A 24212-nucleotide genomic window follows, 5' to 3' on the forward strand; every position below is an offset into this window, starting at 1 on the left:
TGCCCCAAGCCTATCCGGCTACGGGAGGTGCCACAGGCGGTCGTCCCCCGCGCGCCGATGACAAGCCGTCTCCCGCGCCGGCGGGGGAGACCTCCAGCGGGGGAGAGCCGTGATCGATCTGCCTGACTTCCCATGGGACCGGCTCACGCCGCTGAAGAAGCTCGCGGGGTCGCATCCCGAGGGGATCGTCGACCTGTCGGTGGGCACCCCCGTCGATCCGGTCCCCGCCCTGGTACGGCAGGCCCTGTCGGACGCCTCCGACAGCCCCGGCTACCCGCTCACCCACGGCACCGAGCGGCTCCGCGCCGCCGCGGCCGGCTGGCTGCGGCGCAGGCACGGGGTGACCGTCGACCAGGCGGACGTGCTTCCGCTGATCGGCTCCAAGGAGCTGGTGGCCTGGCTGCCCACGCTGCTCGGCGTCGGACCCGGGCAGCGGGTCGTCCTCCCCGAGCTGGCCTACCCGACCTACGACGTCGGGGCCCGCCTCGCGGGCGCCGAGCCGTACGCCACCGACGGGCTGCTCTCGCTCGGCCCGGAGCGGGTGCCGCTGGTCTGGGTCAACTCCCCGTCCAACCCGACCGGCAGGGTCCTGCCGGCCGAGCACCTGCGGAAGGTCGTCGCCTGGGCGCGCGAGCGCGGGGCCGTCATCGCCTCCGATGAGTGCTACATCGAGCTGGGCTGGGAGGAACAGCCGATCTCGATCCTGCACCCGGACGTGTGCGGCGGCTCGCACGAGGGCCTGCTCGCGGTGCACTCGCTGTCCAAGCGTTCCAACCTGGCGGGATACCGCGCCGGGTTCGTCACGGGCGACCCCGCGCTGGTCCGGCGGCTGCTGGAGGTCCGCAAGCACGCCGGCATGATCGTGCCGGGGCCGGTGCAGGCGGCGGCCGCCGCCGCCCTGGACGACGACGGGCACGCCGAGGAGCAGCGCGCCCGTTACGCCGCCCGGCGTGCGGCGCTGCGTCCCGCCCTGGAGGCGGCCGGCTGGAAGATCGACCACTCCGCCGCCGGGCTGTACCTCTGGGCGTCCAACGGCGCCGACTGCTGGTCGCAGGTCCGGGAGCTGGCGGAGAAGGGCGTCCTGGTGGCCCCCGGCGACTTCTACGGCCCGGCCGGCGCGTCGCATATCCGGATCGCGGTGACCGCGACGGATGAGCGGATAAGTGCGGCGGTGCGACGCCTCCAGTAGGATCCGGCGGCATGACCTCTGGGGCCGCCGTGGCAGTCGAACTGGGCGTGGTCGCCCTCATCCTGCTGGCCGGTGTGCTCCTGGTGGCCGCCCGGCGGGGCGGGCGGCGCTCCGCGCGCCGTTCCCCCGGACCTCCCGCGCGAGCCGTGCCCCCCGGGGCCGAGACCGGGGCCGGGGCCGTGCCGCCGTCCCCCGGGGCCGCGCCGCCGTTCACGCCGTCGCCGGCGTCGCCGTCCGGGCCGGAGGCGGGCCACGCCGGCGTCGACTACCCGGACCCCCGCGCCATCAAGGTGGGCGACACCATCGAGTGTCAGGGCGCGCGGAGCCGCGTCATGGGCGCCCTGTACCTGTCGTGGCAGGGCAACCAGTGGGTCGAGTACCTCCTCGATGACGGCTCCCGCCGCGACCGGTGGCTGTCGATCGAGACGCGTCCCGGCTCCGACGGCGCGCTCCACCTGGAGGTGCTGCTGTGGACGCGGGTGCCCACCCAGGGCATGATCCCCGCGAAGACCACGCTGACCGTCGAAGGGGTCGAGTTCTTCCCGGTGGAGCGCGGCACGGCGGCCTTCCGCGGGGAGGGCGTCAGCATGCCCGAGCGGGGGCTGCTCGACTTCGCCGACTACCGAGCCGCCGACGGCCGCGTGCTCAGCTTCGAACGGCTCCAGGGCCACCGCTGGAGGTCCTTCCACGCCCAGCCGCTGCCGCCCGGGTCGATCACCTTCCACCGGCGCGCCGACCTCACCTGACGGGCCGGGCCCGTCAGGAGATCTCTACCCGCCCCGCCGACGCCGCGGCGTCCGGGCGCCAGCCGTCCTCGCCCTTCGCCGACGTCCAGGCCCGGCCGTCGTAGCGGATCCGGCGCAGCCCGAACTCCTGGGCGTGCGCCACCGACCAGGAGGCCACCAGCCAGCCGCGCCTGCGCGAGTCGGTGTCGAGCGTGGCGCCCGGCCCCAGGGCGCGGGCCAGCCGCCGCCTGGCCCGCTCGTCCGCGGGCAGCGGTGTCGCGCTCGCCGCCGCCGCCGTGGCGCGCGCGGCCGTGGGGCTCTTGCTCGGCTTCGGGGGGAACCAGCAGTGCACGGCCCCCGGCACCCGTCCGGTGAACGCCGCGGCCAGGATCTTCCCGTCGTCCTCGTGCTGGGCGTAGGCCGACCCGTCGGCCGAACGCTGCACCCGCTGGGCCGCCTCGTGGAGCGGCAGCCTGCGGTAGTTCTTGACCTTCACCAGCGCCGAGAAGAACTTCCCCGTGGCGTAGACGGGGTCCACGAGCTGCTCGGGCTTGCCCCAGCCCTGGGAGGGCCGCTGCTGGAACACCCCCACCGAGTCGCGGTCGCCGTAGGCGAGGTTGTAGAGCTTGGACTCCTGGATGCCGGTGGCGTAGGCGATGACCACGGCCCTCTCGGGCAGCTTCCTGCGGGCCGCCACCGCCGCGATGACCGCGGCGACCTGGGCCTGCTCGATGTCCAGGTCGCGGGTGCCCTGCGGGGTCTTGACCCGGCAGCCCTCGCCGGGCCCGGCGAGGGTGGGGACCCGGTGGAGCAGCTTGAAGACGCCCACGGTGATGGCCACCGCGAGCACGACCACGATCACGATGATCGCGATGACCCCTTTGGAGAAGCGCCGTCGCACCCTGAAGAACCTACCGGTCCGGCGAGGTGCGGAGATCCGTTCCCGGGCCGGTCCACCCGGTCGCGGCGGGCCCGCCGACCGGCCGGGCGTCCGCGCGGAGCCCGCCGCGCGGAGCCCGCCGCGCCGGAGTCCGTCGTACGTGCCCTCCCCACGGAACCGGCCGTGGCGGCCCGCCGTACGGTCACGTGCCCTCGGGAGGGCCGTGGCCGGGCCGGTAGGGTCGCGGGCATGAGTACGCGTCTGGATCTCACACAGGACGTCGGCGCGCTCACCGCGCGGATCGTGGACGTCGAGTCGGTCAGCGGCCACGAGAAGGCGCTGGCCGACGCGGTTGAGGAGGCGCTGCGGGCGCTGCCGCACCTGACCGTGCACCGCGACGGCGACGCGGTCGTCGCCCGCACCGGACTGGGCCGCGGCGAGCGGGTGGTGATCGCCGGGCACATCGACACCGTGCCGGTCGCCGGCAACCTGCCTAGCCGGGTCGAGGACGGCCTGCTGTACGGCTGCGGCACCTCCGACATGAAGTCCGGTGTGGCGGTCGCGCTGCGGCTGGCCGCCGCGCTGCCGGAGCCGAGCCGGGACGTCACGTACGTCTTCTACGACTGCGAGGAGATCGAGGTCGAGCGCAACGGCCTGCTCCGGCTCAGCCGCCGGTTTCCCGACTGGCTCGCCGGGGACTTCGCGGTGCTCATGGAGCCCACCGACGGCGTGGTCGAGGGCGGCTGCCAGGGCACGCTGCGGGCGCAGGTCGTCACCCGCGGCAAGCGCGCGCACAGCGCCCGGTCCTGGTTCGGGGTCAACGCCGTCCACGCGGCCGGGCCGGTCCTGGCGATCCTCGACGGCTACCGCGCCAGGCGGCCCGTCGTGGACGGGCTGGAGTACCACGAGGGCCTGAACGCGGTCGCGATCAACGGCGGCGTCGCCGGCAACGTGATCCCCGACGAGTGCGTGGTGACCGTCAACTACCGCTTCGCCCCGGACCTGTCGCTGGAGGCGGCCCGGGACCACGTGCTCGAGGTGTTCGACGGGTTCGAGGTCCGTTTCACTGACGGGGCGCCCGGCGCGCGGCCCGGCCTGTCCCATCCGGTGGCCGCGGCCTTCCTGTCGGCCGTCGGTGGCGAGCCGCGGGCCAAACTCGGCTGGACCGACGTCTCGCTCTTCTCCGGTCTCGGTGTCCCGGCGGTGAACTACGGGCCCGGAGATCCCAATCTCGCGCACCAGCGGGGGGAGTACGTCACGCTGGAGAAGATCGTCGAGTGCGAGCGCAGAATGCTCGACTGGCTGGGCTGACGCCCGGCGCGCCCGGCGGTCCGCGTGCCCGGTCGTCCAGGCCGACGGCCCGCCCGGCGAGCCGGACGGGCCGGGGCCCAAATGAAAGTGGCTTTCCCCGTCGGCCATTTGACGGGGAAAGCCACTTTCAGTCCCGAGCAGCACCCTCGGCGGTTAGACGCGCGTTCGGCGAAATCCGGTTCCGTGTTCGCCAGGAGATTTTTCAAGATTTTTGTTGAACGGGCTAGCGTGTTCGGCATGAAGAAGACACGCCCGGAACGCCGGCAGGGTCCCTCCCTGATGCGCGGCGCCCTCGTTTCCGACTCCACCCATGACCAGAGGCTCCTCGACCGCAGGGGGCCGGCGGACTGGCTGCACATGGACCCCTGGCGGGTGATGCGCATCCAGGCGGAGTTCGTGGAGGGCTTCGGCCAGCTCGCCGAGCTGCCCCAGGCGGTCACCGTCTTCGGGTCCGCGCGGACCAAGGAGGGCACGCCCGAGTACGAGATGGGCATCGAGCTCGGCCGCAAGCTCTCCGAGGCCGGCTACGCCGTGATCACCGGGGGCGGGCCCGGCTGCATGGAGGCGGCCAACCGGGGCGCCAGGGAGGCGGGCGGCGTCTCCGTGGGCCTGGGCATCGAGCTCCCCTTCGAACAGCAGATGAACGAGTACGTCGACCTCGGCATCGAGTTCCGCTACTTCTTCGTCCGCAAGACCATGTTCGTGAAGTACGCGTGCGGGTTCGTGACGCTCCCCGGCGGCTTCGGCACGCTGGACGAGCTGTTCGAGGCGCTGACCCTGGTGCAGACCCGCAAGGTCACCTCCTTCCCCGTGGTGCTCCTGGGCACCGAGTACTGGGGCGGTCTGCTCGACTGGATGAGGACCACCCTGGTGGGCTCCGGCAAGATCTCCCCGGCCGACGTCGACCTGATCCACGTCATTGACGACGTGGACGAGGCCGTACGGATCATCACCGACGCCGACCGGAACCGGTCGCGGCGGCTTCAGGAGGAGGAGCGGGCGGCCGCGGAGATGGTCGGCGACGCGCAGTGAAGCCGTCGCCCGACGGAGCCCTCGCGCGGTGGGGGCCTCGCTTGGTGGGGGCCTCGTATGGTGGGGGCCGTCGCGCGGCGGAGCCGGAATCCGGTGGGGGCCGTCGTCGGGCGGAGCCCGGAATCCGGTGGAAGCCGGTGGAAGGCGCGCCATAGGGTCTCATCGTGTTCGTATGCGTGTTCCTGGCGTCGAGCCAGAAGATCGACCCTAAGTACCTGACGCTGGCGGAGGAGGTGGGGGCCGAGATCGCCCGGCGGGGTCACACGCTCGTCAGCGGCGGCGGCAGGGTCTCCTGCATGGGCGCGGTGGCCCGCGCCACCCGCGCGGGCGGCGGCCGCACCATCGGGGTCATCCCCCAGGCCCTGGCCGACATCGAGGTCGCCGACGAGGACTCCGACGAGATGATCGTCACCACCGACATGCGGGAGCGCAAGGGCGTCATGGACGCCCGGTCCGACGCGTTCCTGGTGCTGCCCGGCGGCATCGGGACGCTGGAGGAGCTGTTCGAGATCTGGACGGCCCGCACGCTCGGCCTGCACGACAAGCAGCTCGTGGTCCTCGACCCCTGGGGGATCTACGCGCCGCTGCGGCAGCTCATGGACGACCTGCACGAGGCGGGCTTCACCCGGCCGAACGTCTTCGACGCGATCTCCTGGACCACCACGGTCGAGGAGGCGTTCCAGCATCTGGAGAGGCGGACGCGGCACCTGGTGCCGAGCCCCGAGGAGATCGGCGAGTCCACGCCGTAGCCGCCCCGCGGTCGGGGACCCGCCGGCGCCGGCGAGGCGGGCACCCCGCCGTACGGCACGGCGGCAGGGCGGCCGGGCCCGGAGGACGGGCCGTTGCGGGTCGTGGCAGGTCGTGGCGGGCCTCAGGCCAGGCCGCGGCGGGTCAGCGCGGGCGGGCGCCGCCCGGCGAGGGCGTCGGCCATCTCGGCGGCCTGCCGTACCGGGCCTGGGCGGGTCGTGCGCAGGACCCGCGCCCCGGCCCAGACGCAGACCGCGGTCACGGCCAGCTCCGCGGCCTCCCCGGCGCTCCCGGCGTCCCCGGCCCCGGGCTCCCCGGCGTCTCCACTCCCGGACGTCCCGGCGGTGGCCTCCTCGGCCCCGGCGGCCTGTCCGGTCCCGGCCATCCCGGTCGCTCCGGTGGTCCCGGCCAGGGCCGCGGGGGTCACGGACACGGTGTGCCCAGCACGGGTCAGCTCGGCGATCTCGGCGACGGAGCGGGCCTCGACCCAGCCGGGATCGCCCGGGTCTCCGGGACCGATCACAACAAGAGCTGCCATGACCCCAACCTTAGATCAGGGGAGTTGTGGCACGATTCGTATGTGCTGGTCGTACTCGCGCTCGCGCTCGCCGCCATCGCCATACTCGCCGGTGTCTGGGCGATCGCCACGGGACGGGGTGATGAGCTGGGGGAATTCATCCCGGACATCCCGCCGCTCGGCCTGCCCGAAGCCGGGCAGCTCGGTGCGGTGGATCTCATGGCGCTGCACCTGCCGGTGAGCCTCGTCGGCTACCACACCGAGAGTGTGGACGAGACGCTGAACCGGGTCGCCGCCGCGCTGAGCGAGCGCGACACCCGGATCGCGGTGCTGGAGCAGCGGGTGTCGGAGCTGCTGGCCGGTCGGCTCAAGGCCCGCCAGGAGGCCTACGCCAGGCCGCTGGGCGGCCCGCGCACCGAGCACGAGCCCGAGGCGCCGTGGGGCGCCACGGAGCTGCTGGAGGCCGGTCCGGAGACGCTCGCGGCCTCCAACGGCTCCCCGGACGCCTCCGCCGTGCCGTACGGCGACCGGATTGCCGCGAGCGGCGCCGGGCCCGTCCTCTCGGATCAGGACGAGTCCGATCTCCCGCCCCAGGACGGGTCCACCTTCCCGGATCGGGATGAGTCCGGCCTTCCGGCTCGGGGTGGCCCGGAGGAGGCCGCCGCGGCCGGAGAGGACGGCGGGGGCGACGACGGCGACGGCAGTGAGGACGGCGACGACGGCGCGGCCCCGGAGCCCGGCGACGGCCCCGCCCGCGGCGGCCAGGAGACGGACGGCAGGGAAGCGGGCGACCGGGAGACGGGCGACCGGGAAGCGGGCGACCGGAAGATGCGAGAGGCACGATGACCGAGCCGGTGCGCTGCGGCTGGGCCGGTTCGGCCCCCGAGTACATCGCCTACCACGACGACGAGTGGGGCCGCAGGGTCGAGGGCGACGACCGGGTGTTCGAGCGGCTGACCCTGGAGGCGTTCCAGTCCGGGCTGTCGTGGATCACGATCCTGCGCAAGCGGGAGAACTTCCGGGCCGCCTTCGCCGGGTTCTCCATCCCCGCCGTGGCGGGGTTCGGCCCGGCCGACATGGAGCGCCTGATGGGCGACGCGGGCATCGTCCGCAACCGGGCCAAGATCGAGGCCGCGGTCGCCAACGCGCGGGTCGCGCTCGACGTGGGCCTGTCCGAGCTGATCTGGAGGTACGCCGACCCCGGCTCCCCGGTCCCGAAGACCCTGGCCGACGTGCCCGCCCAGACGCCCGGTTCCAAGGCGCTCGCCAAGGAGCTCCGGGCGCGCGGGTTCCGCTTCGTCGGCCCCACCACCGCTTACGCCCTCATGCAGGCCATCGGCCTGGTCAACGACCACCTGGCCGACTGCTGGGTCCGCGACGCCTGCCGCTGATCGTCGGTCCGCACGGTCACGTCGCCGGGCGCCGCCCCGGAGAGCCTTCCCGGACCGGATCCCGCGGGGGTCAGCTCCGCACGGGCGCGTCCAGGGCCGTTCCGTACAGGCGGGACACCCGGAGCCTGATCACCACGCGCCGGTCCTTCACCATCTGTTCGAGGAACGCGGTCTCGTCCGCCGGATCGCCGAAGCCGCCGGCCATCGCCAGCAGTTCCCGCCCGGTCGCGTCACCGGGCTCCGTGCTCGCCTCCGACACCTCCGCCTCACCCTCCGCGACGGCGTAGGACAAGACGTTCTCACCCTGGGCGTGCAGGGTCGCGCGCGGATCACGTCGCAGGTGCGTCACCTTGATGCGTCCCTCGGCCGAGGAGAAGCGGATGACCCGCTCCTCGGCGTCCCAGCCGAAGACCATCGATGCCAGGTGCGGGCGGCCGTCGCGTTTGACGGTCGCCAGCACGCCGAACCGCTGTCCGCCGAGGATCCGGGTCACCTCCTCCTCGGTGAGGGGGCGGGCGCCGGGGCCCTGGCCGGGGCCGTACTCGTTCTCGCTCATCGAGATCCGTCCTTTCCGTGATCGGGTGGTTCCAGGAGCCGGTCCGCCGGGCGCGGAGGTCAGACGGTGAGGGAGACCTCGCCGTCGTGCTCGGTCGCCTCGGCCCGCGTGCCCCCGGGGCGGTGCAGCACGGTCAGCGCCACCAGGACGGCCGCCACGAGCAGGCCGGCGGAGGTGGCGAAGGCCAGGTGGTAACCGCCGGTGAGCGCGGCGGCCCGGCTCTCGCCGTTCCCGAGCAGTTCCTCGGTGCGGGACGCGGCCAGCGTGGACAGGACCGCGACGCCGAGGGCCATGCCGATCTGCTGGGTGGTGTTGAAGAGGCCGGAGGCCAGGCCCGCGTCGTCCTCGCTCGCGCCGGACATGCCGAGCGTGGTCAGCGCCGGGAGGACCAGGCCGCCGCCCGCGATCAGCACCATCACCGGCAGCAGGTCGATCGTGTAGCGCGCGTCCACCGGGACGCGGGTCAGCCACAGCATGGCGGCCAGCAGCAGGAGCAGGCCGCCCAGCAGGACGGAGCGCGCGCCGAACCGGGCGCTGAGCCGCGCGGAGACGAAGAGCGAGACGGCGCCGATGGACACCGCGGCCGGGAGCATCGCCAGGCCGGTTTCGAGGGCGCCGTACCCGAGGACCTTCTGCATGTAGAGGGCGACGATGATCTGGAAGGCGAACATCGCCGACAGCGTGAGCATCTGAACGAGGTTGCCTCCCGCGACGTTGCGCGAGCGCAGGACGCGCAGCGGCATGAGCGGGGTCCGCGCGGTGGCCTGGCGGATGACGAACCCGGCGAGCAGGGCGAGCGAGACGGCGCCGAGGCCGAGCGTGCGGGCCGAGAGCCAGCCGTGCTCCTCGATCCCGACCACCGTGTAGATCCCGAGCATCAGGCCGGAGGTGACCAGCACGGCGCCCGCGACGTCCGCCCCGGCGGCGAGCCCGAGCCCGCGGTCGCGCGGCAGCGCCGGGATCGCCAGCGCGATGGTGAGCAGCCCGATCGGCAGGTTGATCAGGAAGATCCAGTGCCAGTCGAGCAGGTCGGTGAGCACCCCGCCCAGCACCTGCCCGAGCGAGGCGCCCGCCGCGCCGGTGAAGGCGAAGACCGCGATCGCCCTCCCGCGCTCCCGTTCCCCGGTGAACAGCGTCACCAGGATGCCGAGCACGACGGACGAGGCCATCGCGCTGCCGACGCCCTGGCCGAACCGCGCCGCGATCAGCATGCCCTGGCCGTCCGCGGTCCCCGCCAGCACGGAGGCCGCGGTGAACACCGCGTTCCCGGCCAGGAACATCGTCCTGCGGCCGATCAGGTCGCCCAGCCGCCCGGCCAGCAGGAGCAGCCCGCCGAACGCGACGAGGTAGGCGTTGACGATCCAGCTGAGGCCGGCGGGCGAGAAGCCCAGGTCCTTCTGGATGGCCGGCATCGCCACGGTGACGATGCTGCCGTCCAGGATCGTCATCAGTCCCGCGGCGGACAGCACGCCGAGGGCCAGGGATTTGGGAGGGGATGCGAACGACACGGTCGTCTCCTGTTCCGTAGGGCAACAGGAGAGACGCTAACAGATAGTTTTGTTGTGGACCATCCTTATCGGATTGGTTTTGTCCTCGACTAGTGGCCCTCGAAGACGGGCCGCTCCTTCCTGAGGAAGGCGCGGGTGGCGTTGACGTGGTCGTCGGTCCTCGCGCACTCGTCCTGGAGGAGGGCCTCCTGGTCCAGGGCGTCCGGCAGGGAGGCGCCCGCCGCGAACACCAGGGCCCGCTTCGTGGCCCCGTACGCGCTCGTCGGGCCCTGTGCCAGCCGTACGGCCAGCTCCCGGGCGGCGGCGTCCAGCCCCTCGGCCGGGACGACCCTGGAGACGACCCCCAGCTCCAGCGCGCGGGCCGCGTCGAGCGGCTCGCCCAGCAGCAGGAGCTCGGCCGCGCGGGCCGGGCCGACCAGGCGTTGCAGGGTCCACGAGGCCCCGGAGTCGGGAGCCAGGCCGATGCCGGTGAAGGCCATGGCGAACTTCGCCTTCTCGGAGGCGATCCGCAGGTCGCAGGCGAAGGCCAGGGAGGCGCCCGCCCCGGCGGCGACGCCGTTCACCGCGGCGACGACCGGCTTGTTCATCTCGGTGATCGTCCGGACGATCGGGTTGTAGTGGGAGCGCACGGTGTCGTTCAGCCCCTGCCCCGCGTCCAGGGAGGCGGCGTGCTCGGCGAGGTCCTGGCCCGCGCAGAACGCCCGGCCCGCGCCCGTCAGCAGCACCGCCCGCACGGCGGGGTCCTCCGCGGCCCGGGTCAGCGCGTCCAGCAGGGCGGCCTTGGCCCGCAGGGTCAGCGAGTTCATCGCCTCCGGCCGGTTGAGGGTGATGGCGGCGACGCCGTCGCCGACGGAGTAGAGGACGTCGTTCACGTCGTTCATGAAGCTGGCTCCTTGGCTTCCTGAGGTTCGGCCGGAGGACGACCGGCGGCCTGCGGTTGCTCGGCGAGGATGAGGTGGCGGTCGACGAACGCGGCGGCGGCGGGCAGGAGCCGGGCGGCCTCCCGCTCGAAGTAGGCCCGCGCCTTCTCCCCGGGCCAGCCGGACGGCAGCAGGCCGGCGGGCAGCCCGGGGTCGCGGAACAGGAAGTTGCGCCAGCCGTGCACGAGCCTGCTGCGGGTGGCGAACACCCGGTCGTCGGAGGCGTCCGCGGGCAGTCCGCCGACGAGGTCGACCGCCCGGGACAGCCACTCCTCGTAGGCCGCCCCGACGCCGTCCAGGTCCCAGGCGCGGGCGGCCAGCGCCGCGGGGTCGCCGTCCAGCACGGCCTCGAACCGGTCGGCCCGCGCGCCCTCGGCGGCGAGGACCCCGCCCAGTTCGGGGGAGGGGCGGGGCCCGATCCAGGTGCTCTCCGTCAGGGGGGCGTACCCGATGAAGGAGAGGTCGGCCCGGAGCCGCTCCCGCCGGGGCCGCTCGCGCACCGGTTCCACCACGAGGATGTGCCACCGGCCGTTCCAGGTGATCGTCTCAACTCGGTAAATTCTCGCGGCCGTCTCGTCGAGGCGGCGCACGCACTTGCCGGTGGCCTCGTAGCCGGGTCCCTGGGGCAGTCTGGCCGGGGCGAGCCAGCCCTGCCGGACCATCCGGGAGACGGCCGTGCGGACGGCGGGACCGGCGATGTCCAAGGGTGCGAGCAGCCGGACGAGGGCCGCCACGGACGCGCGGCCGCCCCGGGACCGCAGGTGGTCCCCGTACAGATCGAACAGTGCGGCGCGGGCGTTCACGGGGACAAGTCTGGTCGCCGGACGGGGTCACGGACAACGGTGCCCATTGCCGGATGAGCCGAAGCGGAGGCTGATCGTTACCATTCCGAGCGCGGAGGCGGGATAATAGGACATCACAGAAGACGTGAATGCGTCGGCCACCCTCGGGTCTGACGGAAGATCCGGAGCCCGAAGCAGGAAGGGATACACGCATGGCGGCTATGAAGCCGAGGACCGGCGATGGTCCGCTGGAGGTCGTCAAGGAAGGCAGGGGGATCGTCATGCGTGTTCCCCTCGAAGGCGGCGGCCGGCTCGTCGTCGAGCTCTCGGCGGACGAGGCTGTCTCCCTCGGCGAGGAACTGAAGAAGATCGTCGGCTGATCCCGATCCGATACGGCGGCGCCGCCGGGTCTTCCTGAACGCTCCCCCGCGGAGCATGACACCCGCCACGACCCGCGTGACCGCGACCGATGAATACATGACCACGGCCCTGGCCGCCGGGCCGCCCGAAGAGGCGGCTCGCGCCGGGGCCGCGGTGTTGTCCCCGGCTGATCCGACTGGAGTGTTCTCATGCCCATCTCCCCGTGCTCACTCGTCTCCCGGCCCGCGGAGGGCCTCGGCCTGCCCGCCGCCGGACCGGCCGGCGCGCCCGCCGACGGGGGTGAGCGGGCCGCCGGGGACGCCGGGCTGCTGGCCGTGCCGTTCGGCCCGGACCTCGCCCTCCAGGAGGCCGCCGCCGGGGTCGCGCTGCCGGTGCCCGTGGCCGCGCTGCTGGCCCACCACCGGGCCAAGGGCGACGCCGGGGAGATCGTCGAGGTGCCCGTCGCCGACGGCGACTCCGTCGGCCGGGTGCTGCTGTACGGCGTCGGCGACGGCTCGGCCGACGCGCTGCGCAAGGCGGGCGCCGCCGTGGCCCGGCGCGGCAGGGGACGCGACGGGCTGCGGGCCGTACTGCCCGAGGGGCCGGTCGCGGCGTTCGTGGAGGGCGCGCTGCTGGCGACCTACACCTTCCGCATGGGCGAGCCGCAGAAGCCCGGCCCGGTGGGGCGGATCGAGTTCGTCGGCGAGGGGGCCGAGACCGCCGTGGAACGGGGCGAGACGGTCGCCCGTGCGGTCGCGCTCGCCAGGGACCTCGCCAACACCCCGTCGTCGGTGAAGTCCCCCGCCTGGCTCGCCGAGCGCGCCCTGGAGCAGGGGGTCACCGCGAAGGTGTGGGACGCCGGGGCGTTGCGCGCCGAGGGCTTCGGCGGCATCCTCGCGGTCGGCCAGGGCTCGCCCAACCCGCCGCGCCTCATTCAGCTGTCGTACGAGCCGGAGGGCGCCACCGAGCACGTGGTGCTGGTCGGCAAGGGCATCACCTACGACAGCGGCGGCCTGTCGCTCAAGCCCACCGAGGGCATGAAGTTCATGAAGACCGACATGGCGGGCGGCGCCGTCGTCATCGCGGTGCTGGGCGCGCTGGCCGCCCTCGGCTCGCGGGTCCGCGTCACCGGGCTGATCGCCGCGGCCGAGAACTCCTTCTCCGGCTCGGCCCAGCGCCCCTCCGACGTGATCACCCAGTACGGCGGGCGGACCGTCGAGGTGCTCAACACCGACGCCGAGGGGCGCCTGGTGATGGCCGACGCGCTGGCCTACGCCGACGCCGAGCTCGACCCCGACGTCATGGTGGACATCGCCACGCTGACCGGGGCCATCGGCATCGCCCTCGGCAAGGGGCTGGGGGCCGTCTTCGCCTCCGACGACGCCCTGGCCGCCGGCCTGACCGCGGCGGGCGAGACCTCCGGCGAGCGGCTGTGGCGGATGCCGCTGATCGACGACTACGCGCCGGCCCTGGAGTCGTCCGTGGCCGACCTGACCAACGTCGAGGCCGGATCCACCTACGGCGCGGGCTCCATCACCGCGGCGCTGTTCCTGCGCGAGTTCACCGGCAAGCGCCCCTGGGCGCACCTGGACATCGCCGGCGTCGGGCGCAGCACCGCCGACGAGGGCCTCTTCGCCAAGGGCGCCACCGGGTACGGCGTGCGCCTGCTCCTGGAGTGGCTCACCGGCCGGTGAGCCGGGGCCCGCTTCCGGGGTCCCCGCCATGGCGGGGACCCCGCGGGGCGGCGCCTAGTCGTCGAGCTTGACGGCGGCCAGGACGCCGTCGCCGAGGGGGATCATCAGCGGGCGCAGCCGTTCGTCGGACTGCACGAGCTTGCCCAGCTCCCGCATGGCGACGGTGTCCGGGTCGCGCTGCGCCCGGTCGGCGACCCGGTGGCCCAGGAGGGCGTCGCCGAACACCACGATGCCGCCGCGGCGCAGCAGGCGCAGCGCCTCGGCCAGGTAGTCGGCGTACTCCTGCCGGGAGCCGTCGCAGAAGACCAGGTCGTAGCCGCCGTCCGACAGGCGGGGCAGCACGTCCAGCGCCCGGCCGGTGATCAGCCGGACCCGGCCCCCGGAGAAGCCCGCCTGGGCGAAGACCTCCCGTGCCAGCCGCTGGTGCTCCGGCTCCACGTCCACGCTGGTCAGCGTGCCGTCCTGGCGCATGCCGCGCAGCAACCACAGGCCGGACGCCCCGCAGCCGGTGCCGATCTCCACGACGGCGCGGGCGTTGATGGCCGTGGCCAGGAAGCAGAGGGCGGCGCCGCCGCCGGGCGGGACGGCAGGCGCTCCCACCTCCGCGCCGCGCTGCCGCGCGGTGCGCAGAATCTCGTCCTCCGTGTGGAACCCGTCGGCATAGGCCAGAGTGGCCTCCAACGGACTTGTCGGCGACTCTGCCATCGGCCTCTCCTCCCGCTTTCTCCGTACACAGTCAGGCAGTGGGGCCCATAGTCCATATAGGCACTGGGTCGCAGCCTAAGGGAGCCGGGCCGGATCGGGAACTCATGTCGCCCCCGGTGCGTTGCACGGTTTAAGCGGCCTTTGCCGGTCCTCAGGACAGGCAGTGCACATGAAGGGGCGAAACCAGGCACTATGGCGATAGCGGTGGTCCCGGAGAGAGGAGTGCCGGTGGAGGATCCCAACCACCAGGCAGAAGCTCCCGTGTCCGAATGGACACCTCCCACGTGGGAGGAGGTGGTCCGCAATCACTCCGCCCGCGTCTACCGGCTGGCGTACCGGCTGACCGGGAACATCCACGACGCGGAGGACCTGACCCAGGAGGTCTTCGTCCGGGTCTTCCGGTCCCTGTCGAACTACACGCCCGGCACCTTCGAGGGCTGGCTGCACCGCATCACCACCAACCTGTTCCTCGACATGGCGCGCCGCAGGCAGCGCATCAGGTTCGAGGGTCTCGCCGACGACGCCGCCGAGCGGTTGCGCGGGCGTGAGCCGTCGCCGGCGCAGGCGTACGACGACACCCACCTGGAGCCCGACATCCAGGCGGCGCTCGACGCGCTCGCGCCGGAGTTCCGCGCGGCCGTCGTCCTCTGTGACATCGAGGGGCTCTCCTACGAGGAGATCGCCGCGACGCTGGGGGTGAAGCTCGGCACCGTCCGCAGCCGCATCCACCGCGGCCGGTCACAGCTGCGTGACGCGCTGGAACACCGCGCGCCCAGGGGTGACCAGCTCCCCCCGACCATCACCCGCGGGGAGGAGTTCGCATGACCGGTCCCAGTCGTGACGGGCATCACCTCTGGCCGCTTGGCAAGGAGTGCGCATGAGTCATCTTGGAGAACGCGTTTCGGCGCTGGTCGACGGTGAGCTGAACCACCACGAGCGCGACCGCGCCCTGTCGCACCTCGCCTTCTGCGCCGCCTGCCGGGCCGAGGTCGACGCCGTGCGGGCGATCAAGACCCGGTTGCGGTCCCTGGACGGTCCCGCCGTGCCCGCCGACCTGTCCGTGTCGCTGCTGAGGATGGCCGAGCCCGGCGGCCCGCTGCCGCCGCGCGAGCGGCCCTTTCCCTCCGGGCGGACCTTCGGCGGCGCGCCGATCCCGAGCATGCACAGCGTGGCTCCGCCGGACAACCGGCCGCGCGGCCGCGGTCCGGGAGTCCGCCGATCCAGGAGGTTCGGCTACGTCGCGGTGGGCGTCGCCTCCGCCGCGGTGGCGATCGGCACGATGTTCGCCGTGAACGGCTCCGCCCCGGCCACGCACGCGCCGCCGGCAGACATGTTCGCCAACCACCACCGGCAGGCCACGCCCTCGGGTACGGCGACGCCGACCCCGTCGCCCATCCCCTGACCTCCCACGGGCCGGATCCGTCCGCGCCCCGTGACGACGCGCCGCCCGGGCCGCCCGGCGGCGCGTCGCCGCGTTCCGGGGTGCGTCTTCCCTGTCCGGACCGCCCCGTGATGTCCCCCGCGCCGCGGTGTCCCGGGGCGCGTCACCGGGTTCGAGGGCGCGTCGCCGCGTCAGGGACCGCGTCTCACGGAGGCGCGTCGAATTCCATCCCCTTTGCCGGATTTGATGGGAAAAGCTCCATGGCTGGCATGTAGGGCGACGCAACGGGCATACGATCTGGATCCGGGACTCAGTCGAGCAGGAGACGATCTGGGCGAGTGGAGGTCATGTCTACACCGTCCGCGCGGGCGTTCCGGCCGGCATGGCCGACATCGCAGCGGTGGCGCCGTACGGGCCCGGACCGGGGCGCCGCACCACCCGGGGGACGCGAGCCGTCCGCCGTTCTGCTCCGATCCCTTCGGGAAGGCACGTTTTACATCTCTCGTATGCCGCTCAGGGGAGGATTGCCGGATCGTTCCGGTGAGCGGCCTCGTGCGAGGCAAGGAGTGGTGAATATTCGATGACCGACGAGACCCGCCCCCACGAGGCGAACGACGCCGAGGGGCGCACGCCGTCGGGCTTCGCCGACGACAGGGGGGCCGCCCCCGAACCCTCTCGTCCGGACTTCCTGCCCGCCGGAGAGGCGCCGCCGCCCGGCGGCGAGCCGCCACGCGGTGACGGCTGGAACCGGCTGGGAGATCCCGGTCAGCCCGGTCAGCCGGGCCGGTACGGCCCGCAGGACCCGCACGGGCAGCGGGACCCCGCCGAGGGGGCCGAGGGGCCCGGGTGGCCGGAGACCGGTGAGTGGGCGGCCCGGCCCGGGGAGGGCGGTCAGGAACCGGCCCGGCACCCGGGCCAGGATCCGGGCCGCGGCCCCGGCCAGGATCCGGCCTGGAACCCCGCTCAGGATCCGGGCCGTGACTCCGGCCGGGATCCGGCCTGGAACCCCGCCCAGGATCCGGCACGGAACCCGGGACAGGGCCCCGGCGGCGGCTGGGGTGACCCGTCGGGCAGGGTCCACCACGACACGGCGATCTTCACCACCCCGGTGGGCCCGCCTCCCCCGCCGGAGCACGCGTTCGGCATGGGTCCCGGCTGGGCCCCGCCCCCCGGTCCCCCGGTGGGCGGCGCGGCCCCCGGCGGCAGGCGTGGGCCGCGCACCGGCACCCTCGTCGTCCTGGCCGTGGTGATCGCGCTGCTCGCCTCGACGCTGGGCAGCCTCGGCACCTACCTCCTCACCCGGTCCTCGGCCTCCGGCACCGACCCGTCCTTCAGCCTGGGCAAGCCTCCGAACGGCTCCGCGGCCCGGCCGCCGGACTCGATCGCGGGCGTGGCCTCCCGGGTCCTGCCCAGCGTGGTCTCGCTGGCGGTCAGCGGCGGCTCAGGCGCGAACACCGGCTCGGGCTTCCTGATCAAGGGGGGCTACGTGGTGACCAACAACCACGTGGTCGCCGGGGCCGCGAACGGCGGTGAGATCCAGATCCAGTTCAGCAACCGCAAGTCCACCCCGGCCCGGATCGTCGGCCGCGACCCCGAGTCCGACCTCGCCGTGGTCAAGCCCGACGACACCTTCGGCGCCCCCCAGGCCACGCTCGGCAACTCCGACAACGTGGTCGTCGGAGACCCGGTCGTGGCCATCGGCTCCCCGCTCGGCCTGACCGGCACCGTCACCTCCGGCATCGTCAGCTCGCTCAACCGCACGGTGCAGGCGGGCGAGGAGAACAGCTCCGACACCACCTGGTTCAGCGCGATCCAGACCGACGCCGCGATCAACCCCGGCAACTCCGGCGGCCCGCTGGTCAACGGCAACGGCGAGGTCATCGGGGTCAACTCGGCGATCGCCACGCTCGGCAGGTCGCTCGGCGGCCAGAGCGGCAGCATCGGCCTCGGCTTCGCCATCCCGGTGAACCACGCGCGCCGGGTCGCCGAGGAACTGATCAGCACCGGCGTCGCCAAGAAGTCCCGGATCGGCGTCACCATCGACCAGACCTACCAGGGCGCGGGGGTCCGCATCGCGAGCGAGGCCGAGCGCGGCGCCCAGCCGGTCGAGCCGAACGGCCCCGCCGACAAGGCGGGCCTCAAGCCCGGCGACGTCATCCTGGAGGTCGACGGCACGGTGCTCCAGGACGGCAGCGAGCTGATCGCGGTGATCCGCAACAAGGCGCCCGGCGAGAAGGTGACGGTCAAGTATCAGCGCGGAGGCCAGGAGAAGACGGCCGTCGTGACCATCGGCGCCGCGACCGCCCAGCCCTCGCCCACCCCCTCCTGAAGGGGGCACCGGCGGGTGCGGGCGCAGGCGCGGGGACATTAGTCTGGAAGCTCCCGGGGTGTGTGTGCCCCGGGAGCCGCCCGGCGTTGCCCGTTAGGAGATCACAGTGTTCGGACTCGGCTGGCCTGAGATCTTGGCGCTCGTGGTCATCGGCCTGCTCGTCTTCGGCCCGGAGAAGCTTCCGCAGGCCGCCGCCCAGGCCGGCCGCACGCTGCGCAACCTGCGGCAGATGGCCAACACCGCCAAGCAGGACCTCCGGACGGGGCTGGGCCCGGAGTTCGCCGACTTCGACCCGGCCGACCTGAACCCGAAGAACTTCGTCCGCAAGCACCTCACCGGCGAGCTGGAGGACGACTGGAACGGCGCGGCCGCGGCGGCCACCGCCACGGCCACGCCGGTCACCGCCGGCTCCTACGACGCGCCGGCGGACGGCGAGCTGGGCTACGGCGAGGTCCCGCCGTACGACTCCGAGGCGACCTGACCCGGGAGGCCGGGCGAGGGAGGACACCTTTACCCGGCAGCCCGGGCAAGGGTGGATGTGAGAGAAAGAGGAGGGCCCCCGCCGAAGGGGCGCCTCCTCTTTTCCGTCGTCCGGGCTTCTCCGCCGTCGCCGTTCGGGCCTCGCGCCGTCCCGGCCCGTCTCACCGGCCGGGGCCTCGCGCCGTCCCGGGACCCGGTCACGGCCGCCAGGTCAGCGGCCCCGGGTCGGGGAGATGCCGAGCTGCATGCCCCGCAGGCTGCCGGCCCGCTTGCCCAGGCCGTTCGCGATGCGGATCAGCTCGGCGGCGGCCGGGGCGTCGGGGTCGCTGAGCACCAGCGGTTTGCCCTCGTCGCCGCCCTCACGAAGCCGCATGTCGATCGGCACCTGGCCGAGCAGCGGCACGCGCGCGCCGAGGGTGCGGGTGAGCGCGTCGGCGACGGTCTGGCCGCCGCCCTCGCCGAACACCGCGATCCGCTCGTCGCAGTGCGGGCAGGGCAGCCACGACATGTTCTCGATGACGCCGGCGATCTGCTGGTGCGTCTGCACGGCGATGGACCCGGCGCGCTCGGCGACCTCGGCGGCGGCCTGCTGCGGGGTGGTGACCACGAGGATCTCCGCCGACGGCATCCGCTGCGCCACGGAGATGGCGATGTCACCGGTGCCCGGGGGAAGGTCCATCAGCAGCACGTCGAGGTCGCCCCAGTAGACGTCGGCCAGGAACTGGTGCAGCGCCCGGTCGAGCATCGGGCCGCGCCACACGACCGGGGTGTTGCCCTCGGGCTTGAACATGCCGACCGAGATGACCTTCATGTCGTGCGCCACCGGCGGCATGATCATGTCTTCGACCTTGGTGGGCCGCTCGGAGACGCCGAGCATGCGCGGCACGCTGTGGCCGTAGATGTCGGCGTCCACGACGCCCACCTTGAGGCCGCTCGCGGCCATGGCGGCGGCGAGGTTGACGGTGACGGAGGACTTGCCGACGCCGCCCTTGCCCGAGGCGACCGCGAACACGCGGGTCAGCGAGCCGGGCTGGGCGAAGGGGATCTCCTTCTCGGGGCCCTTGGCGCCGCGCAGCTTGGTCTGCAGGGTCTTGCGCTGCTCGGGGCTCATGACGTCCATCTCCACCTGGACGCCGGTCACGCCGTCGATCCGGGAGACCGCGGCGGTGACGTCGCGGGTGATGGTGTCCTTCATGGGACAGCCCGACACCGTGAGGAAGATCCCGACACGCACCACCCCGTCGGGGGAGATGTCGACGCTTTTGACCATGTCGAGTTCGGTGATCGGCCGACGGATCTCGGGATCGTTGACGGTCGCGAGGGCGGCCGTCACCAGTTCCGGGGTAGGTGCCATCGAAGTGTCGGCAGCGGCCGTCGCGCGGGGCGACGGGGTGCCGTCCCTCCTTGTCTATGATCGTCCGGGCGGGTCGTGCGGGCGGGTGCCCGTGCGTCGCGACACCCAGCGGCTGGGCGAGGAGCCGCCCCCCGGAGGGAGCGGAGAGAAGTCACGGCCCATGGTATGAACCCGGGGTCGCCACGGGGAATTCCGGGATCCGGCGGCGGGCGCCGAATTCGGGGGATTCCCCTATGTAGATGCATGTGCAACGTTCTAAGGTTACCCCGTGACCGTGACGGCGGGCGAGCCGAGAGAGGCCACCGGCTCCGGGGGGTCCGGCGGCTCCGAAGAGGCCGTGGGGACTGAGGGGTCCGTGGGGACCGAGGGGCCCGTGGGGCCCGGGGGAGCCGCCCTCTGGCGCATGCTCCAGAGGGCGCAGGCGCGCATCACCCGGGCGCTGGAGGCCGAGCTGCTGCTGGGTCACGACCTGGCCCTGGCCTCCTACGACGTGCTGACCAGGCTGGCGGAGTCGCCGGACCGGCGGCTGCGGATGAACGACCTGGCCGATCGGGTGCTGCTGTCGCGCAGCGGCCTGACCCGGCTCGTCGACCGCCTCCAGCGCGACGGCCTGGTCGAGCGGGAGGCGTGCCCCGACGACGCCCGGGGCCTGTTCGCGGTCCTCACCGACGGCGGCGCCGTACGGCTGGCCGAGGCCACCCCCACCTACCTGCGCGCGGTCCGCACCCACCTGCTGGACGCGCTCGACGACGGCGAGCTGCGCCGGTGCGCGGCCGCGCTCGCCAAGCTCGCCGGACCGCCGCCCGGCGAGGGGTGACGCGGCCGGGCGAGGCGTCCGGGCGAGGCGGCCGGGAGGACGACGTGGCCGGGCGAGGGCTGAGGCGGCCGGTGAGGGACGGCCCGGCCGGGCGGGGCGTCCACGCCGGTCCGTGCCGGACGCACCGCGTCAGGACTCCTGCAGCTCGTCCTGGAGCCGCTGGAACTCCGAGCGGATGTAGTCGCGGGTGGCCACCTCGCCCAGCGCCAGGCGCAGGCCGGCGATCTCCCGGGTGAGATACTCCACCTCCGCCTGGTTGCGCTCGGCGGCGGCCCGGTCCAGCTCGTTCTGGATGCGGTCCCGGTCGTCCTGCCGGTTCTGCGCGAGCAGGATCAGCGGCGCGGCGTAGGAGGCCTGGAGCGACAGCATCAGGGTCAGGAAGATGAACGGGTAGGGGTCGAAACGCCAGCCGTGCGGCCCGAGGACGTTCCACGCGAGCCACACCGCCACGAAGACGGTCATGTACACGAGGAACCGTGCGGTGCCGAGGAACCGGGCGAACCGCTCGGCCATCCGCCCGAACGTCTCCGGGTCGTACTGCGGGCGCAGCCGCGGCCCCGTCTCCCTGGGTATGTCGAGCCGGTCAGTCATGCTCGCCGCCGGGGCCTCGGTACCGCTCCCGCCAGTCGTCGGGGAGCATGTGGTCCAGGACGTCGTCGACGGTGACGGCGCCGACGAGGCGGACCGCCTCGTCCACCACCGGCACCGCCATCAGGTTGTAGGTGGCGAGGTAGCAGGTCACCTGGCGCAGCGTGTAGCCGGGCTTGATCGGGTCGATGGAGGTGTCCATGACCGCGCCGAGCAGGGCCGACGGGGGCTCGCGCAGCAGCCGCTGGAAGTGGGCCAGGCCGAGGTAGCGCCCGGTGGGCGTCTCGATGGGCGGCCGGGCGACGTACACCTGCGCGGCCACCGTCGGGGTGATCTCCCGCTGCCGGATGTGGGCCAGGGCCTCGGCGACCGTCGCGGTCGGCGGGAGCACGACCGGCTCGCTCGTCATCATGCCGCCCGCGGTGTCCTCGGGATAGACCAGCAGCCGCCGTACGGGGGCCGCCTCGTCCGGCTCCATGAGCGCCATGAGCGCCTCGGCGTCCTCGGGCGGCAGCTCCTGCAGCAGGTCGGCGGCGTCGTCGGGGTCCATCTCCTCCAGGACGTCGGCGGCCCGGGCGGGCTTGAGCCGGCTCATGATGCCGATCCGGTCGCGTTCCGGCATCTCCTCCAGGACGTCGGCGAGCCGTACGTCGTCGAGGGCCGCGGCCACCTCGATCCGGCGCTTGTCGGGGAGGTCGTGCAGGGCGCCGGCCAGGTCGGCGGCGCGCATCGTCTCGAAGGCGACCAGCAGGTTGGCCGCGCCCTGGTCGCGCTGCACCGCGCCGAGCCCCTTGACCTCGGACCAGTCCACGATCCTGGTCGGGCCGCGCCGCCGTCGCAGTCCCCGGGGCGGGCCGCCGCGGACCACCGCCACCTTCGTGATCGACCATTCGCCGCGGCCGGTCTCCTCCATGGCGAGGTCCAGCACCGTCATCCGCTCCCCGCCGACCTCCACCTCCAGGTCGAGCATCTCGCCGATGGCCAGGGACTCCGAGGCCCGCTGTTCGAACCGCCGCACGTTGATCTGGCCGCCGAAGACGACCGCCCCGGCCTCGAACCCCCGCACCCTGGTGATGGGCAGGAAGACCCTCCTGTGCGCCTGGACCTCGACCACCAGCCCGTGCACGCGCGGCGGGACCGCGCCGGAGATGGACACGACCACGTCCCGCACCCTCCCGACGCGGTCCCCGGCCGGGTCGAAGACCGCGACCCCGGACAGGCGCGCGATGAAGATCTTCACATTTGAAGCGTAGGTCGCGCTTCGGATGGGCCGGTTCAAACGACGCTCACATTTCGGACGGCCCCTTGCCGTGGCCCGGAATGTCATGACAGCATCAAAAGCTTAGAACGGTAATTACGCGGAGGCTGATCATGAGACGTGCGGCCCTGGCGATCGCGGTCGCGTCGGCCTGCTCCTTCGCCTTCTCCGGCACGATGGCCAAGTATCTCGCGGGCGGCGGCCTGTCGCCGATGGAGTCGGTCTGGGTGCGGATGGCGGGGTCCGCCCTGCTGCTCGTCGGCGTTCTCGCCCTGTTCAGGCCGGGGGCGCTGCGCGTCCCGCGCCCGCGGCTGCCGTTCGTCCTGACGTACTCGGTGGTCGCGGTGGCGGGGGTGCAGTCGCTGTACTTCGCGGCCGTCGCCCGGCTGCCGGTGGGCATCGCCCTGCTGATCGAGTACACCTCGCCGGTGCTGGTCGTGCTCTGGGTGCGGTTCGTCCGGCGGGTACGGCTGCCGCGCGCCGCCTACCTGGGCGCGGTGGTGGCGGTCACCGGGCTGGCCGTCGTGGTCGAGGTGTGGACGGGCCTGTCCCTCGACCCGCTGGGCCTGGTGTTCGCCTTCGGGGCGGCGGCCTGCGGCGCAGGATACTTCCTGCTCAGCGACGGCTTCGGCGACGACATCGACCCCCTCGGCCTGATCGCCTGGGGGTTGCTCGGCGCGGCCGTGGTGCTCGTCCCGATCTCCCGGCCGTGGGACATCCCGTGGCGGGCGTTCACCCTGACCACCGACGCCGGCGGCGGCTTCGCGCTGCCGGTGTGGGCCGCGGCGCTCTGGCTGATCGCGGTCGCCACGGTCGCCGCCTACATCCTGGGCGTCATCGCGATCCGGCGGCTGTCGGCCGCGGTCGGCTCCACGGTCGGCACGCTGGAGGTCATCATCGGCGCGGTGGTCGCCTGGCTGCTGGCGGGTGAGGCGCTCGGGTTCTTCCAGATCGCCGGCGGCGTCGTCGTCCTGGCCGGCGCCTACCTGGCCCAGCGGGTCACCGGGGAGCTGCCCCAGGCGGCGGTGGAGCTCCCGGAGCCGGCCCGCGCGGGGTGACCGCGCGGAGCCCGGGAGCGACCCCGACCGGCCCGGCGGAAGCCGCGGCGGGCCGGGGAGCGGGCTCACGGACGCCGGCCGTACCGCGGGGCCGGCGCGGTGCCGATCCCGGATCGGGGCGCCGGCCGTACCGCCGGACCGGCGCCGTGCCGGTCCCGGGTCAGGGGGCCGGTTCGCGGGGCGTCAGCCGTACCACCCGGGAACCCTCGGCCCAGCGGGCCGTCAGCCCCGCCCCGTCGGCGGCGTTGAGCCGCTCCTTGGCCAGCGCGGCCACCGCCTCCGGGGCGCGCCCCTGGTCCACCACCTCGACCGCCGCGTCGAAGGAGACCAGCCTGGCCCCGTTGTCCTTGCTGCGCAGGGTCACCCGGACCAGCCCGGCCTCGGCCAGGCCGGGAAGGTCCTGCTCACCGCCGCCGGTCACCACGTAGATCGCGCCGTCGTGCCAGACGTGCCAGGCGAGCCGGGGCCGGTCCAGCGAGAGCCACAGGATCCCCGACTTCTTGGCACCCTCTTCGATAACACCCATGCGGCGAATGTACGGCCTGCGGGCCCGGTGTCCCCCGGTGGCGGGAGAGCGTCCGGGCCCCGCGTGTCCTCGCGTCCGGGCCCCGCGTGTCCTCGCGTCCGGGC

26 protein-coding genes are annotated in these 24212 nt (G+C 73.6%); 15 read left to right on the top strand and 11 right to left on the bottom strand.

The window, feature by feature from the left end; genetic code table 11:
• Window positions 1–109: 109 nt before the first annotated feature.
• Complete coding sequence (gene dapC, locus AB0D67_RS22955) at window positions 110–1189, top strand: succinyldiaminopimelate transaminase (RefSeq protein ID WP_362939152.1); 1080 nt, start codon at window positions 110–112, stop codon at window positions 1187–1189.
• Window positions 1190–1200: 11 nt separating this feature from the next.
• Window positions 1201–1935 (top strand): DUF4178 domain-containing protein, encoded by a 735-nt coding sequence (locus tag AB0D67_RS22960; protein ID WP_362939155.1) that lies wholly within the window; start codon window positions 1201–1203, stop codon window positions 1933–1935.
• 13 nt (window positions 1936–1948) lie between these two features.
• Here the strand turns inward: AB0D67_RS22960 and AB0D67_RS22965 are convergent, their stop codons facing one another.
• A complete protein-coding gene (locus AB0D67_RS22965) occupies window positions 1949–2815 on the bottom strand; it encodes a hypothetical protein (protein ID WP_362939158.1) in 867 nt (288 codons plus the stop codon).
• A gap of 228 nt (window positions 2816–3043) precedes the next feature.
• Between AB0D67_RS22965 and dapE the strand changes: the two genes are divergently transcribed.
• The 3 genes from dapE (at window position 3044) to AB0D67_RS22980 (ending at window position 5886) form a co-directional block, all read left to right on the top strand.
• Window positions 3044–4105, top strand: coding sequence for a succinyl-diaminopimelate desuccinylase (gene dapE, locus AB0D67_RS22970; RefSeq protein ID WP_362939161.1), 1062 nt, complete (start codon window positions 3044–3046; stop codon window positions 4103–4105).
• Between the two features lie 279 nt (window positions 4106–4384).
• On the top strand, window positions 4385–5137 hold the full coding sequence (locus tag AB0D67_RS22975; RefSeq protein ID WP_362939379.1) for a TIGR00730 family Rossman fold protein: 753 nt from the start codon (window positions 4385–4387) through the stop codon (window positions 5135–5137).
• A gap of 164 nt (window positions 5138–5301) precedes the next feature.
• On the top strand, window positions 5302–5886 hold the full coding sequence (locus AB0D67_RS22980; RefSeq protein ID WP_362939164.1) for a TIGR00730 family Rossman fold protein: 585 nt from the start codon (window positions 5302–5304) through the stop codon (window positions 5884–5886).
• Window positions 5887–6008: 122 nt separating this feature from the next.
• On the opposite strand, the gene AB0D67_RS22985 is transcribed toward AB0D67_RS22980, so the two are convergent.
• On the bottom strand, window positions 6009–6422 hold the full coding sequence (locus AB0D67_RS22985; RefSeq protein ID WP_362939167.1) for a hypothetical protein: 414 nt from the start codon (window positions 6420–6422) through the stop codon (window positions 6009–6011).
• Window positions 6423–6464: 42 nt separating this feature from the next.
• On the opposite strand from AB0D67_RS22985, the gene AB0D67_RS22990 reads away from it, so the two are divergent.
• Both AB0D67_RS22990 and AB0D67_RS22995 read left to right on the top strand, forming a co-directional pair.
• A complete protein-coding gene (locus AB0D67_RS22990) occupies window positions 6465–7247 on the top strand; it encodes a hypothetical protein (protein ID WP_362939170.1) in 783 nt (260 codons plus the stop codon).
• Window positions 7244–7792 (top strand): DNA-3-methyladenine glycosylase I, encoded by a 549-nt coding sequence (locus AB0D67_RS22995; RefSeq protein WP_362939173.1) that lies wholly within the window; start codon window positions 7244–7246, stop codon window positions 7790–7792. The genes AB0D67_RS22990 and AB0D67_RS22995 overlap by 4 nt, the downstream gene beginning before the upstream one ends.
• A gap of 70 nt (window positions 7793–7862) precedes the next feature.
• Here the strand turns inward: AB0D67_RS22995 and AB0D67_RS23000 are convergent, their stop codons facing one another.
• The 4 genes from AB0D67_RS23000 to AB0D67_RS23015 all read right to left on the bottom strand — a co-directional run bounded on the left by AB0D67_RS23000 (window position 7863) and on the right by AB0D67_RS23015 (window position 11579).
• Complete coding sequence (locus AB0D67_RS23000; RefSeq protein WP_362939176.1) at window positions 7863–8348, bottom strand: PPOX class F420-dependent oxidoreductase; 486 nt, start codon at window positions 8346–8348, stop codon at window positions 7863–7865.
• 59 nt (window positions 8349–8407) lie between these two features.
• Complete coding sequence (locus tag AB0D67_RS23005) at window positions 8408–9856, bottom strand: MFS transporter (protein WP_362939179.1); 1449 nt, start codon at window positions 9854–9856, stop codon at window positions 8408–8410.
• An 89-nt stretch (window positions 9857–9945) separates the two neighbouring features.
• Window positions 9946–10737, bottom strand: coding sequence for an enoyl-CoA hydratase-related protein (locus AB0D67_RS23010; protein WP_362939182.1), 792 nt, complete (start codon window positions 10735–10737; stop codon window positions 9946–9948).
• Window positions 10734–11579: a PaaX family transcriptional regulator C-terminal domain-containing protein gene (locus AB0D67_RS23015; RefSeq protein ID WP_362939185.1), complete on the bottom strand. Its 846-nt coding sequence runs from the start codon at window positions 11577–11579 to the stop codon at window positions 10734–10736. Before AB0D67_RS23015 ends, AB0D67_RS23010 begins: the two co-directional genes overlap by 4 nt.
• 191 nt (window positions 11580–11770) lie before the next feature.
• On the opposite strand from AB0D67_RS23015, the gene AB0D67_RS23020 reads away from it, so the two are divergent.
• Both AB0D67_RS23020 and AB0D67_RS23025 read left to right on the top strand, forming a co-directional pair.
• Window positions 11771–11938, top strand: a complete 168-nt coding sequence (locus AB0D67_RS23020) for a DUF3117 domain-containing protein (protein WP_362939188.1) — start codon at window positions 11771–11773, stop codon at window positions 11936–11938.
• A gap of 189 nt (window positions 11939–12127) precedes the next feature.
• Complete coding sequence (locus tag AB0D67_RS23025; RefSeq protein ID WP_362939191.1) at window positions 12128–13612, top strand: leucyl aminopeptidase; 1485 nt, start codon at window positions 12128–12130, stop codon at window positions 13610–13612.
• A 54-nt stretch (window positions 13613–13666) separates the two neighbouring features.
• Here the strand turns inward: AB0D67_RS23025 and AB0D67_RS23030 are convergent, their stop codons facing one another.
• On the bottom strand, window positions 13667–14317 hold the full coding sequence (locus tag AB0D67_RS23030) for an O-methyltransferase (RefSeq protein WP_362939194.1): 651 nt from the start codon (window positions 14315–14317) through the stop codon (window positions 13667–13669).
• Between the two features lie 192 nt (window positions 14318–14509).
• On the opposite strand from AB0D67_RS23030, the gene sigE reads away from it, so the two are divergent.
• The 4 genes from sigE to AB0D67_RS23050 all read left to right on the top strand — a co-directional run bounded on the left by sigE (window position 14510) and on the right by AB0D67_RS23050 (window position 18508).
• The gene (gene sigE, locus AB0D67_RS23035; protein ID WP_362939197.1) at window positions 14510–15142 is read left to right on the top strand and encodes an RNA polymerase sigma factor SigE; all 633 of its coding nucleotides are present in this window, start codon (window positions 14510–14512) and stop codon (window positions 15140–15142) included.
• Window positions 15143–15194: 52 nt separating this feature from the next.
• The gene (locus tag AB0D67_RS23040; protein WP_362939200.1) at window positions 15195–15719 is read left to right on the top strand and encodes an anti-sigma factor; all 525 of its coding nucleotides are present in this window, start codon (window positions 15195–15197) and stop codon (window positions 15717–15719) included.
• Between the two features lie 559 nt (window positions 15720–16278).
• Entirely contained in the window at window positions 16279–18027 is a 1749-nt protein-coding gene (locus tag AB0D67_RS23045) for a trypsin-like peptidase domain-containing protein (protein WP_362939205.1), read from the top strand.
• Between the two features lie 106 nt (window positions 18028–18133).
• Window positions 18134–18508, top strand: a complete 375-nt coding sequence (locus AB0D67_RS23050; protein ID WP_362939208.1) for a sec-independent translocase — start codon at window positions 18134–18136, stop codon at window positions 18506–18508.
• A 210-nt stretch (window positions 18509–18718) separates the two neighbouring features.
• Here the strand turns inward: AB0D67_RS23050 and AB0D67_RS23055 are convergent, their stop codons facing one another.
• On the bottom strand, window positions 18719–19861 hold the full coding sequence (locus tag AB0D67_RS23055; RefSeq protein WP_362939210.1) for a P-loop NTPase: 1143 nt from the start codon (window positions 19859–19861) through the stop codon (window positions 18719–18721).
• A gap of 403 nt (window positions 19862–20264) precedes the next feature.
• Between AB0D67_RS23055 and AB0D67_RS23060 the strand changes: the two genes are divergently transcribed.
• Window positions 20265–20678 carry a MarR family transcriptional regulator gene (locus tag AB0D67_RS23060; protein WP_362939213.1) on the top strand — a complete coding sequence of 138 codons (414 nt, stop codon included), beginning with the start codon at window positions 20265–20267 and terminating at the stop codon, window positions 20676–20678.
• A 129-nt stretch (window positions 20679–20807) separates the two neighbouring features.
• On the opposite strand, the gene AB0D67_RS23065 is transcribed toward AB0D67_RS23060, so the two are convergent.
• Window positions 20808–21269 carry a DUF1003 domain-containing protein gene (locus tag AB0D67_RS23065; protein ID WP_362939216.1) on the bottom strand — a complete coding sequence of 154 codons (462 nt, stop codon included), beginning with the start codon at window positions 21267–21269 and terminating at the stop codon, window positions 20808–20810.
• Window positions 21262–22506 (bottom strand): CBS domain-containing protein, encoded by a 1245-nt coding sequence (locus AB0D67_RS23070; protein ID WP_362939219.1) that lies wholly within the window; start codon window positions 22504–22506, stop codon window positions 21262–21264. Before AB0D67_RS23070 ends, AB0D67_RS23065 begins: the two co-directional genes overlap by 8 nt.
• Before the next feature lie 131 nt (window positions 22507–22637).
• Between AB0D67_RS23070 and AB0D67_RS23075 the strand changes: the two genes are divergently transcribed.
• A complete protein-coding gene (locus AB0D67_RS23075; RefSeq protein WP_362939224.1) occupies window positions 22638–23582 on the top strand; it encodes an EamA family transporter in 945 nt (314 codons plus the stop codon).
• 160 nt (window positions 23583–23742) lie between these two features.
• Here AB0D67_RS23075 and AB0D67_RS23080 read toward each other — a convergent pair whose 3' ends face one another.
• Complete coding sequence (locus AB0D67_RS23080; protein WP_362939227.1) at window positions 23743–24108, bottom strand: hypothetical protein; 366 nt, start codon at window positions 24106–24108, stop codon at window positions 23743–23745.
• Between the last annotated feature and the right edge of the window lie 104 nt (window positions 24109–24212).

The organism is Streptosporangium sp. NPDC048047 (genome assembly GCF_040653115.1).
Classification (GTDB): domain Bacteria; phylum Actinomycetota; class Actinomycetes; order Streptosporangiales; family Streptosporangiaceae; genus Streptosporangium.